Source organism: Spirochaeta cellobiosiphila DSM 17781 (assembly GCF_000426705.1).
Lineage (GTDB): Bacteria > Spirochaetota > Spirochaetia > DSM-17781 > DSM-17781 > Spirochaeta_E > Spirochaeta_E cellobiosiphila.
The window spans coordinates 174068-187124 of record NZ_AUFW01000012.1 but is presented as its reverse complement, the minus strand read 5'-3'; the positions used below and the strand labels follow the sequence as shown (position 1 = coordinate 187124).

Annotated in this window: 10 protein-coding genes; 2 read left to right on the top strand and 8 right to left on the bottom strand. The window is 40.3% G+C overall.

Annotated features, from left to right (window positions below; all coding sequences use genetic code 11):
* Positions 1–72 precede the first annotated feature (72 nt).
* The 3 genes from K345_RS0102660 to deoD all read right to left on the bottom strand — a co-directional run bounded on the left by K345_RS0102660 (position 73) and on the right by deoD (position 5483).
* The gene (locus tag K345_RS0102660; protein ID WP_083963593.1) at positions 73–3015 is read right to left on the bottom strand and encodes a DEAD/DEAH box helicase; all 2943 of its coding nucleotides are present in this window, start codon (positions 3013–3015) and stop codon (positions 73–75) included.
* Between the two features lie 482 nt (positions 3016–3497).
* Complete coding sequence (locus tag K345_RS0102655; RefSeq protein WP_028972865.1) at positions 3498–4196, bottom strand: HU family DNA-binding protein; 699 nt, start codon at positions 4194–4196, stop codon at positions 3498–3500.
* Between the two features lie 588 nt (positions 4197–4784).
* Complete coding sequence (gene deoD, locus K345_RS0102645; protein ID WP_028972863.1) at positions 4785–5483, bottom strand: purine-nucleoside phosphorylase; 699 nt, start codon at positions 5481–5483, stop codon at positions 4785–4787.
* A 200-nt stretch (positions 5484–5683) separates the two neighbouring features.
* Here deoD and K345_RS0102640 point away from each other — a divergent pair, with 200 nt between their 5' ends.
* A complete protein-coding gene (locus tag K345_RS0102640; RefSeq protein ID WP_028972862.1) occupies positions 5684–6244 on the top strand; it encodes a glycerol-3-phosphate responsive antiterminator in 561 nt (186 codons plus the stop codon).
* On the opposite strand, the gene K345_RS0102635 is transcribed toward K345_RS0102640, so the two are convergent.
* From K345_RS0102635 to K345_RS0102620, 4 genes are read right to left on the bottom strand one after another with little or no spacing between them, the layout of a single operon-like run.
* Positions 6237–7058 (bottom strand): carbohydrate ABC transporter permease, encoded by an 822-nt coding sequence (locus K345_RS0102635; RefSeq protein WP_028972861.1) that lies wholly within the window; start codon positions 7056–7058, stop codon positions 6237–6239. The genes K345_RS0102640 and K345_RS0102635 overlap by 8 nt on opposite strands.
* A complete protein-coding gene (locus K345_RS0102630; protein ID WP_028972860.1) occupies positions 7048–7947 on the bottom strand; it encodes a carbohydrate ABC transporter permease in 900 nt (299 codons plus the stop codon). Before K345_RS0102630 ends, K345_RS0102635 begins: the two co-directional genes overlap by 11 nt.
* Before the next feature lie 10 nt (positions 7948–7957).
* Positions 7958–9250: an ABC transporter substrate-binding protein gene (locus tag K345_RS0102625; protein WP_028972859.1), complete on the bottom strand. Its 1293-nt coding sequence runs from the start codon at positions 9248–9250 to the stop codon at positions 7958–7960.
* Complete coding sequence (locus K345_RS0102620) at positions 9243–10061, bottom strand: HAD family hydrolase (protein ID WP_028972858.1); 819 nt, start codon at positions 10059–10061, stop codon at positions 9243–9245. Before K345_RS0102620 ends, K345_RS0102625 begins: the two co-directional genes overlap by 8 nt.
* Before the next feature lie 315 nt (positions 10062–10376).
* Here K345_RS0102620 and K345_RS0102610 point away from each other — a divergent pair, with 315 nt between their 5' ends.
* Positions 10377–12698, top strand: a complete 2322-nt coding sequence (locus tag K345_RS0102610) for a methyl-accepting chemotaxis protein (protein WP_028972857.1) — start codon at positions 10377–10379, stop codon at positions 12696–12698.
* Here the strand turns inward: K345_RS0102610 and K345_RS0102605 are convergent.
* A complete protein-coding gene (locus K345_RS0102605) occupies positions 12693–13025 on the bottom strand; it encodes a PilZ domain-containing protein (RefSeq protein WP_169714749.1) in 333 nt (110 codons plus the stop codon). The two genes, K345_RS0102610 and K345_RS0102605, sit on opposite strands and share 6 nt — an antisense overlap.
* Positions 13026–13057: the final 32 nt, after the last annotated feature.

Below are 13057 nucleotides of genomic sequence, written 5' to 3'. Positions count from 1 at the left end.
AAAAATTGTGACAAAGAAATTGACAGTTGCATTTGCTTGTTGTATAGACTCTCGTTCATCAATTAAATAGCACTATGATTTCTTATTTCCCCATATTTCAAGATCAGCATTTATACTTCTTGTTCTATCAAATAATGTAGTTAACATTTTCTCGATATTAGTAATTTGACTTGTTTTAAATACTGCTTCTTTAGCCAAACCCGGTTGAACTAAAATTACTTTAAATTTCCAATCATATGGAGAATATTCAAATTCAAAATTTCTGAATTCAACCTCCTTATTGAATAAAACTTTTGATTTCTGAGTACGTTCTAACCTTCCAATTAATTGGCTTATTAAATTTGGAGATTTTATCCAAAACCCACAACGAATTCCCTGATCTATCAGCTCCGTTATATTTTTTTTATCTCCGTTTGGAGTTCTATCTTGATCAGCCTTTGAACTTCTATGCTTAAATTTACAATGAATAAAATAAATTGTTTTATCTGTGCTTGTATTATTGAACCATATTATATCTGCAACTTCACCACTAGAATCATCAACAAAAAAGTAATCTTTATCATCCCGACCTTTAGAAATTACTGATATTACTTTTTCTTGCACATTATATTTATATTTAGAATCAGGTTCTTCTGCTTCCTTGAATATATCTGTATCATCCCAATCAATTTTATCTGATAAAAATAATTCTTGATCAAATCTTTCATTTTGGACTTGAGGAGTGAATAATACGTTATTCTTAATAGTTCTTCCTGACTGCAAAATAATGAGAGGCGAATAATCTTGTAAGAATTCAGATAAATTTATATAACTTTTATTTTTATTATCTATCATATTAATATTAATTCTAATTTGTTTATCTGTCTCAACTTCCCAATATCCTTTTTGATCAATTTCATATTTGCATTCAATTGGATCATCTATAAAATCAAGATTCATCATACAACATATACTTTTCTTATCTAATGACATATTTACAATTGAAATTTTTATGTTTGGATTAGTATAGTCCTCATTTTCAATATATAGTTTTAATATATTTTGTTGTAACTCAATATCATCAAAATAAATAGAAATTGGTTCTTCTGGAATTTCGGTGATAATTTCACTCTTTGCCAACATTCCCATTCTAGGGATTTGAAAATCAATATCTGGTAAATGGATTAAAGTATATAAATGATCACACCAATCAATAAATTTCTGAAGAGAATCCCTTTTAATTGACCAAATCTTACTGTTTTTTGTGGCTATTCCCCTAGTATCTTCACCATGTTTTGATAAAGCATGCCCAGCAGTAAAGTTTCTACCATCAGTCAATCTTAGTGAATTCTCAATTTCATTACCCATATATGTTTTATATTTGGGATTACTGTGCGTGGTACCAGTTATATTCGCCATACCAACCATTACATAATGGCCATCTGTATCTTTTAATCCTTGTATTACAGTTTTGCTTGATGCTTTCCTATAAGTATCTTTGTTAAATAATATATTTCTAATTTTCTGACTATAAAATTCAGAACTTGTATGTTCAAAAAGAAAGTTATCTTTTATATAGAAAATATGAATTTCGTGATTCATTTCTGTATAGAGAGAGTTAATTACCCAAGGAATATTTTCCTCAACCTTAGTAATAAATATGTAAGGATCATTATCATCTCGATCTAGAATATAGTATTCGATATCAGAAGGGAGCTCAGTAATATAGTTTTCTTTTATTGTAAAACCATTTAGCAATTCATAAACGGTTACTGTAAAGAAAGGATTGATTTCATTTTTAGAAAAAGATAATTCATAATTTGCCTGATTACCAAGTCTTCCTACATATGTCGTATTTTGTATTTTTCTATCTATTAATTTTGGTATGATTTTCTCCCATCCATCATCATATCTATATAGTTCTTTTACTTCTCCTTCTATGAAATTAGGATCTGAAATTAATATAGAATTCCCCGTTTGATTATTAAATCTAGATAGGCGACCTATAAATTGTATTGTTGCGGGCAGTGTTTGTGGGGACTTATGCAATACAGCCATTTTTAGAGTAGGAATATCTAATCCTTCACCAACCATACCAACACAAATAATTCCACTGATTTTATTATCTTTACAGTCAGCTACGGTCTTATTGTTATGCTTATCAGTTTTCTTACTATGGATTAATTCTACATTAAAATTTATTGATTTATATACCTTTATAAGTTTCTCTGCATGAGAAATAGAATCCGTTTTGATAAGAACTTTAGCATCATTATTAGTTTTAATTTCTTCTTGATATTTTTTCTTTGCATATTCTGCCAGGATTAAATCATTATCCTTTTTAGATTCTGGTATTGTAGTATTTACTGGAAAATATTTAACAACTCTATAAATTCCATCCTGTATAGCTTTTGATATTGGATAATGATAAATAAGATTTCCAGGAATTCTTTTTTTATCTCTTCTAAAAGGTGTGGCAGTTAAGAGAATTATTTTTGATTCTTTGAAAGAATTCAAAATTGAATCATAGATATTAGCACTAGTATGATGAGCTTCATCAATAAAAACTAAATCAAAATAATTTTCATTTGGTTTAGCTACATTCAATAGATGAGGAGATGAACTGTTAGGAGTAGAAACAACCACATCATAATCTTCGCTTAATTGCTTCCAATCATCATCTGTCTTAATATATCCTATTTGTTCATGTACTATAGGAAAACGGTTATCTATATTCTTATATACTCCAATTTTACAAAGATCATCTAGTGTTGAGAATTTTTGGTTTGTTTGATGCCTTATTACTTGTGAAGGAGTTATTATAAGTACTTTTTTGGCAGTCAATTCAAATGATAATGCCATCATTAATGCCGTTTTGCCAGAACCAGTTGGAAGACTTACAAGTGCTGGATTATTTGAAATGGTAAAATGACTTTTAATGGACCAGATCGCACCTAACTGGCATATTCTAAGGCCATTTACAGAATCTGATTGGTATTTATCAATATTATCAATAAAAAAAAGCATTCTACTCATTTATCCTTTTGTTCTATACAACATATTACATCTCAACTTTTCCCGTGATCAAATAAAATCCTAAAAACTACAAAATAATCACCATTTTATACCCAAATCTTCAATCAAAGTTAAAAAATCAATAGCTATGAACAATATTAACAACTGTTCAGAGGGCCATATGAAAGACAGATTAGTGATATATGAAATTCATGTTCATAAAAAGGTATCTTAATTGGTGTTCCCATATCATCCTAAACCCCAACTGTCACTCATATCTCACCCCTCCCAATTGCCACTGACAGAATTTCAGCCTGTCACCCACACAATTCTAGCCTGTCACCCAGACCACCTGACAATTGACAATGACAGAATTCCTCAATTGACAAATTCCCTCACCCACACTTGTCACCTACAGAATTCTCCACTGGACAAATAAAAAAGCCCCCTTGGCCGTAACCAAGAGGGCTTAAATTATCACTTAAACAAGTTCTACGGGAGATCTACATAACAGTCACTTCATCATAATAAGATCCAGTTCTCAACACAGATCCCGACATAGTCCGAACCTCAACCGTGTAATTCCCTGCTTCCAAATCCTCGGGTATAGAGAGCAAAATGCTAGAAGGCAACGTCCTATAAACAGAGCTGATCTTAGTCACAACATCCGTATCAGAATTGATAAAGAACACACCTGCCTTATCAGAATCTTCACCCTTAAATAAGTTCCCCCTAAGTTCAATAAGAGCACCTGCTACTAGATCAGAACTAAAGCTCTGACTGGTCATATCATAGATCGTATCGATAACAGGAGTCACAGGATTATAGCGAACTCTGGTAACGCTACTCTTACCTTGTACAGTACTAACTAATTGGGTGTTAGGTTTAGCTTTTATCCTAAGGCTATGTTTCGTAGAATCATATTCATCGGAAGTCGAAGCAAAGCCTCCTCCCAGGGATACATAAAAGCGACCAATGTTCGTACTAACCGTATTTCCTAATACCAGTTGTTCTTCTAACACTTCCTTTAGTAGATCCATAACAACCACAATGTCCTGTCGGGATACGGTGGTGTTCTTGTTTGCCATCAAGCCAATCATATCATCATGGTTAACATGAAGGTTTGGTTTGACTCGGGCGATGAATAGGCTGTCTTCTTTTGCTGTTCCTAGTTTGTTTTGGTGTAAATAGTAATTAATCATAAATATAACTCTCCTGGGGCGTCTCATCTTTGTCCCAACTACGGCGTCATCGACCTGAAGACAAATGCTCATGTACAGGGAGTACACTGCGCTTTGGCTTCAGATCTCTTCCTTGTCCTTGGGACAAATCTTTCGACTTTCGGCCTTCTGGCAAGTTCACTACTTTGAACTTTGCTTTTGGCCTAGCTGGTAGCTTTTAGCTACTTTGCCCGGAACTTATAGGCTTTGTTCTCCTTGGCTGTGGCCTTTAGCCTGGGAGTTTACAATTTACCTTGTTCCTTTTCTGTTTTGTTTATTTCCCTGAGCAACGCTCGGGGGTAAGGAGAGGGGTGTGAAAGCCGGTATGCTTGGGTCCTTGGCTTGTGGGCTTTGGTTCTTCCCCTTACATAGGCTTCTTCTCAGCTGTTTTGGGAAAATCGAGAAGTTTTTTGAAAGTTTTTTTCAGGAATTGGAAGTTTTTTCGCACTTTTTTCTTATTCTGCTTAACAAGAATACTTAACAACGGGAGTTTCCAAGGAGTATGGGATGGAAAGGGCATAAAAAAAGCCCCCAACGGGGCTTATGACGGGAAGCAGTGAGATAGCTGTCTTAGCAGATCTCTAAAGCCACTTCCACCATGTCCGCAAAGGATTGTTCCCTTTCCTTAGCAGGTAGGTCATCCCCATTAACCAAGCTGTCCGATACGGTACAGATGGCCAAAGTTTGAACCTTTTTATAAGCTCCAATGGTGTACAGAGCATTAGCTTCCATCTCCATACCAAGGATGCCGTATTCTGCCCATAGCTTCCAGGCATCGGGATCAGGATTATAAAAGCTATCGATACTCACAATACCCCCAGCTTTATAATTCACATCCTGGGCCTTACAGTATTCTACAGCCTTCACAAATAACTCAGGATCAGCCGAAGGTGCAAAGTCCTTACCACCGAAGCGAAGCTTATTCATGTTGCTATCCGTTGAGGCGGTCATGGCAATAATCACATCACGGGCCTTCACTTCTGGGAGTATCCCTCCACAGCTTCCTATACGAATAAGGGTCTTAGCCCCATAAGAATCAATCAATTCATTAGCATAGATCGAAAAGGAAGGCATTCCCATTCCACTACCCTGGATAGACACACGCTTACCCTTGTATGTTCCTGTAAATCCGTACATACCCCGTACTTCATTATAACAAACAGGATTGTCCAGGAATTTCTCTGCAGCCCATTTGGCTCTCAGAGGATCACCAGGCATCAAAACCTTATCAGCGATATCTCCGGGCTTTGCCCCAATATGTGTACTCATCGAATATCCTCCACAAAGTATGAGTTGTATCATCTCTAGGCGATTCTAACAATATTGTTGATGATCAAAGAGCCAAAGTCAACAATTAGGATATAATGTGTAATAAACTAGAAGACCATGACATTTCAAACACAAAACTAACAAACACGCCCATACAAGCTTGATAAAAGAACTCTATAGTCTCCAACAGAGGAGTCCCTATGATAGCAAAACATTTATCCCTTAATCCCTTGATTGCCGCCTGCCAGTACAAGCAGTTAGAACAGGCCATTCAATCCAAGGCCTCCATGGTTCTTCTCCTCAATGGAGGATTGAATGATCTGATCAAACCCCAATTCCAGACTTACACCCAGACCAAGCCCATCCTCATCCACACAGACCTTCTCAAAGGCCTTAGTTCTGATAGGGAATCCATACGATTTCTCAAGGACTTCATCAAGCCAGCGGGGATCGTATCCACCAAGAGCAGTACCTTACGAGCGGCGAAAAAAGAAGGCTTTCTCACCATCCAGCGGACCTTCCTCATTGATACCCATTCCCTGAATATGGCCATTGATTCCATCAAGGAGACCAAGCCCGACGGAGTGGAGATCATGCCCGGGATAGCCGGTAGCATCGTAGAGGAACTCAAGTCCCGTATTGATTGTCCCATCATTCTCGCCGGACTTCTTCGGGATAGGAGGGATATTGATAGCGCCTTCCAGGCTGGGGCGGATGCGGTATCCCTCAGCAATCCCCAGCTTTGGAACTACCCTACTTAATCCCCGTCTTAATAAAGCTATTAATGAACTGCTTCTGGAACACAATGAATAAGATTATCAAAGGGGCCACAACTAAAAGGGTGGCACTACAGGTTTCCGCCCATTTGGCTCCCGTTTCGGCGGACATGGCGTAGATGGCTAGCCCCACCGTCATAGGCCGGTTATGGACGGAGTTCGTCACAATGAGAGGCCAGAGGAAGTCATTCCAGTGATAACTGATGGACACTAAGCCAAAGGCCACATAGGCAGGCTTACTCAAGGGCATGATCACATGCCATAAGATACGCAGAGTCCCACAACCATCCAGACGGGCCGCTTCTTCCATATCCATAGGAATAGATTTGATGGTTTGCCTCAAGAGGAAGATCCCCAAGGAAGTCCCCAGGAAGGGAAGCATAATCGCCAGCTTCGTATCAATCAGATGCAGATCCCTAATGGTTAAGTAATTCGGTACAATCAGGACTTCATTAGGAATGATGATCTGTACTAGGAAGAGGAGAAAGAGAATCTCCTTTCCCCAGAAGCGAAGCCTCGCAAAGGCATAGGCCCCAAAGGTCATGGTGATCACCTGAACACAGAAGATCGTTCCTGCGATAAAAATACTATTCATAAAGTATTGGAAAAAAGGCGCGCCCTGACTCACACTGACAAAGTTCTTCAAAGTAAAGTGGAATTGGAACAAATTCAATGCGGCGGTCTTATCCTTGAAAGCGGTTATGACTAACCAGAATAAAGGAACGAACCACACCACACCTAACAGGGTGGCCAGGGAATATTTAAAGAGCTTATAACTCAGATCTTTCTTAACTAGCATAGTGAATATTCCTATCAGATATCAGGAATTGAACCGCTACCACAAGGAGAAGCAGAACTAAGAGAACAATGGTCAAAGCCGAGGCTCTTCCAATATTCCAGTAACTAAAGGCCATCTCATAGATGTAATACAAGAGCATATTACTAGCATTGTCCGGACCGCCATGAGTCATGATCATCAGGTGATCAACCAACTTGAAGGAAGAGGTAATGGTTAACACAAACACGAATAACAAGGTAGGCATTAACAAAGGAAGGGTCAGACTGAAAAAGGTACGTATTGGCCCAGCCCCATCGAGACGAGCCGCTTCATACACATCGTGACCAATGTTCTGCATCCCTGCCAAAAGGAAGATCATCAAGTAACCTGCATGCTTCCATACAAAGAGCACAATCAAAGAGGGGATGACCAAGTGAGGATCTCCTAACCAGTTATGATCCCCCCTTCCCAAGACAGATAAAAAGGAATCCAAGATCCCATAGGAAGGGGTGAAGATAAACATCCATATATTCGCCGCAGCGATCATGGGAATAACCGTGGGATAGAAGAACAAGACCCGGAGTAAACTCTTATCAGTAGTCTTGTTCTTCTGGTTGACCAGAAGGGCCAGGAATAACCCCAGCCCTATACCAAGAGGCACCGTCCACAAAGCAAACACCAGGGAATTACTTAAGGTCTTCCAGAACACCGGATCATGGATCATTTGATTATAATTCTCTAAACCATAGAAGTAAGGGACCTTTGTAGCCAAATCCTTCCTGAGGAAGGAATACTTAAGATTCCTCACTAAGGGATAGAGAGTAAAGAAAAACACAAACACAAAAGAAGGAAGAATAAAGATCCATGCCTTAAGATTCTCCTGTAGTATCCCTTTATTTCTTGGTGACATATCCCCGTCCCTACTTATAGGATTTTAGAATTTCTTCTGTCTGACTTTGGGCTTTGTTCAACGCCTCTTCAGGGGATGCCTGACCAGTAAGAGCGGACTGAATGTTATCATTAATGATCTTGATCACTTGACCATTCTCATGGGTAGACAACTCAGCCTTAGCATACTGAAGCTGATCGCGAGCCACGGCAGCATAGGGGAATCCCTTGACATATTCTGATAAGGCAGGAGTTTCAAAGGCACTCGCTCTGGTTCCGACATAACCTGTGGCAATACACCATTTGGCTGTCATCTCAGGGGAAGTTAAGAATTTAACCAGCTTCCAAGCCGCTTCTTTTTGGGCATCAGAGATATCTTTGAAGATATAAAGGTTACCACCACCAGTAGGAGAACCGAAGCTCTTGTTGGCAGGAAGGAAAGCCACACCAAAATCGAATGTTGCGTTGTTTTTCATATTCGTAAGGTTCCCTGTTGAGTGGTACATGATAGCCGTCCTCTGTTGAAGGAAGTCAGAAGGAACAGTCTTCCATTCGATGATGCCCTTAGGCATGATCTCATACTTCTGCCCCATATCTTTCCAGAAGCTAAGAGCTTCTATGGCAGCAGGATCATTGAAGTACACTTGGTTACCTTGTTGGTTCATGTAGTTCTTACCACTTTGGATAGTAAGGGCTTGAGCCATCCAGTATTGGTAGCCAGTAGAAGGAATCTCTACACCCCATTGGGTGGTGTTGCCATTCCCATCTTTGACAGTGAGTTTTTGACCATATTCTACTAATTCTTCCCAAGTAGCAGGAGCCTTTTCAGGATCTAAACCGGCTTTGCGGAAGGCATCCTTGTTGTAGTACATAACGATAGTGGAACGTTGGAAAGGTAAGCCCCAAGTTTTTCCCTGAGTTTGACCATTTTCCATAAAAGCAGAATAGAAATCATCAATAGGGAAGTTATCCTTCTTGATAAAATCATCCATGGGGATAATGGCATCCATATCGATGAGAGTAAAAAGCTCTGTTGATAACAAGACCGCTACCGCAGGAGGAGCTCCCCCTTGTTGAGCGGTTTGAGCCTTAACCATGGCATCAAAATAACTACCTGCATATATAGGATTAACCTTTACATCAGGGTTCTGCGTCATAAAATCATTACACATTTCTTCAATTACTTTTGTTAATGGTCCCCCTACAACAACGGGGAAATACATATCGATCTCCGTAACTTTTCCCGATTCCTGACTACCTCCTGCGAATAGGCCAGTAGACATAATAACGAACAAGAACAGACTGACAATACTTAACTTACGCATTTTCTAACTCCTCCTTTAATACCCATCTATTAATCATTTCTATTACTCCGTCTTCATAGGCATGGCGAGTTACAAAGTCCGCGGTGCTCTGTAATCCCGGTTCTGCATTGGCGACGGCTATTCCTAATTGAGCGGCCTTGAGCATATCCATATCGTTGTAGTGATTACCAATGGCGATAGTGGAGCCCAATGAGACATGAAGATATTCGGCTAAGTAGACAAGGGCGGTTCCCTTAGAGATCCCTTGACCAACGATCTCGAGATGATCCGATTCGGACTGGAACATCTGATACTCTTGATCCTGGCCGGGATGGCATTTGGCCCATACCGACTTTAAGAGATCCATATCCCCTAAGAGGAGAATCTTATAAGTACTGAGCCTTCTGATATCCGACCAGGAACAACGACGACAAGGGATGTTTTCTTTTACTTCGTATTGCTTAATACGATCACTATGTTCCAGGCAAAGGGCTTCCCCTTCCCTATAGAGGACAACAGATCCCCCCCGTTCTAACAGGTTGTAGAGAAAAGGCTCCCAGTGCTTAAGGTCATAAGTATTTTCATAGAGGACCGTCCCTTCCCTATTAATGATCTGAGCCCCATTATAAGTAATGATAGGTGTATCAATCCCTAACTCTCTGGCGATAGGGAGAGCAGAGATCTCAGGCCTTCCTGTGGCGATAGTGAATTTGATATTCCTATCCTGTAATCGCCTTACGCCCGCTCTCATCACCTCCAGCCAGGAGCGATCAGCCACCTTATTATTAAGGATGGTCCCATCCAAATCTGATACAACCAAGTCAAACTTCATAGTGCACTCTTCCTTTTATGGCAAAAAAAAAGATCCTGGATAACCAAGGTACCGAATACACCTATCTCCCACCTATGGTGAAAGCCTTTTATGAGTGTATTGGATGCCCTGGTTTTCCAAGATCTCTACCAGATATATATCCTCTGTCTCCGAGAGCTTAGAAGAGTAAAGTTAGGAAATGATGAAAATCAAATTATTCTTGGGTTAACAAAAGTCTTGTTGACGTAAGGAAAAAGGAATGTAAAAATGAGAAAACCTCTTGAACAGTAAAAAACGATTCCAATAAGTTATCTATATATACCCCAAGGAAGAATAATGCAGAAAAAACCGATAGCTATCCTAATGCGTAATTATACAGGTGTTACACCAGAAGCACTATTTAGAGGGATGAGAACAGCCGCCGAAGAACAGGATCAACCCATCCTCGTATTAAATGGGGGCGTACTACATCAGGAATCTGCCTATATTTATGATTATCTAAAATCCCAGGATATAGGGGGGCTGATCACCTGGGCTTCTACGGAAGAGGAAGAAGGAGAAACATTCTACAAGACCTTTGCCAACCTGCCCCGATTGTCTCTATCGGTAAAACTCCCTGATATATTATCCCTGGCAGCAGATAGTTATGCCGGTATGTGTGATGCCGTAGAACACCTGATTAAGGAACATGGGAAAAGCAAGATCCTTTATATCAGAGGTCCAGAACATCACGGATACTCCCAGGAAAGATACCAAGGGTATCTGGATACGCTCAAACGATACAAGATAGCCATTAATGAAGATATGATTTCTCCTCCCGGATCATGGGAAGCCGCCAGAGGTAGTCGAGAATTACAGAATTTCATCAACAACAGAGGACTAAAGGTCGGTCAGGATTTTGACGCTCTGGTCTGTGTCAATGACGACATTGCCCTTAATGCCATGGATGATCTTATCAAAAGGGGATTCAACGTCCCCGACGATGTAGCGATCATTGGTTACAATAATACCCTCAAGGCTCAAGTCTCCACCCCTCCTTTAACAACTGTAGCCATGCCCTTCTATGAGCAGGGCTATGAAGCGATGAACAAGATTGTCAGCATGAAAGGCCCTAGTAATGTGGCCTATTCCATCAAGCTGCCGGCTACCTTGTCTTTGGGACAATCCTGTGGCTGCCTGAACCAAAGCTTCTCCCTAAAAAAAGCAGAGAAGACTGAGGAAACCAAATCAAAATCCAAGAAAAAAGCTCCTACACAGACCTTTGATTCAGAGGATAAAAACCTGATAAACAAGGTCACAAGGCAAGTAGCCGCCCGTTATAAGAACAATGAACTCAAAGCCTATCTTAAGGAGACGATCCCCTCCCTGATCACGGCCATTAAGAAGGACACAGAGGATCAAGCTTATGATCAGATCATGCGCTATATCAGAGAAGGGATTAAAGGGCTCTTGGCCAAAGATTATCCTATTAAAATCCTCCAGGCCATTCTTAAGGGAATTGGGGATAATATTGATATGATCCTTCTGGATAAATCAAAAGCCCTTTGGATAGATTCTATCATTACCAAAGGGCAGATCTTTATCTCCGAAGGGGAGCTAAGGGAGAACAGACGGGCAGCCCTGACCCATCAAGACCAAATATTCCAGCTCCAGAAGGTAAACTCACGGCTTAAAACCATTTTTGATGAGAAAATGCTGCGACAGCAGTTGAGCCAGGACCTCCCGGAACTAGGGATTAGTGAAGCCTATATGGTACTCGGGGAACAAATGTATCCCCTCTTTGGCAATGGCCATCCCCAGAAGCTCAACACCAATGCCCTCTATCCTGAAGGATGGATAGGAAGGGCCAATAAGGACAAATACCTCATCCAGCCTTTGATTCTGAAAGAAGTCAAATTCGGTCATATGATTTATGCTGTGGAGTTAAACAATAACATCCTCTATGACACTTTAACGGAACAAATATCGAGCATCCTCTACAGTATCAATATGGTAGAAGAGAATATCGGTGTAAAGCAAAGGCTTCAGAAAGTCCTGGAGGCTATGGAGCAAAAGATCCATGTCGTATCCCATAACTCATCCAGTATCAACAAAAACATGCAAACCAGTTCCACTGCCATGGCAGGTAATGTAAACAGCATCAAAGAGATAGCAGACAACGTTGAGAATGTTCTGAATATCATCTCCACCAGTGTGGAACTCATCAAAGATACAGATATGGAAGTGTCCCGATTAAAAAGCGAAGCCGACAAAATCGATGAGATCACAGCGATCATTACAGATATCGCAGAAAATACAAAACTCTTGTCCTTTAACGCCTCAGTGGAAGCGGCTCGAGCCGGAAATGAAGGTAAGGGCTTCTCTGTAGTAGCCAAGGAAGTTAAAAAACTGGCTTTTAATACAGCAGACTCTGCCGCCGATATATCTCACATGATCCAGACCGTTCAGGCCAGTACGAATAAGACCACGGAATCTGTTAAGTCCTTACGTCAGATCATCAGTGAGATAGCCGACCTGTCAAAACTGATAAAAGAAACCCTTACAACCCAGTCTGATTCCACCCATGAATTGTCTGAACTAATTAGCCAGGCCGCTTTGGGAACCGGCGAAATCGATACGGCTCTAGAAGAAATCAAGCAGATTGGAAACTCCCTATAGGATAGACATCCGATCCTGCATATCCCGTATTCTTCCTCTATCACGGGGAAGAATATGGGTGAACTCAACTCCCCAATAATACAATTCTGAGGTCTTATACTCCCTGACAACATGAGCCCTTACCATAATAGGTGAGGTAAAGCCATCCTCCGGATCAAAGGTAAAAGATATGTTCTGAAAAGGGCCGATAGACTTAGGAGATACGAGTAAAGCCCCTCCCGGACTTAGATTCTTAAACACAGCCATATGGCTATCTCCCTGATGAGTACTAACAATGACCTCCTGATAGTACTCGTATCGCTTGTATTGACGCTTATCCTCGTCCATATTTAAACTTTTGAACATTATTATTGGCTTTA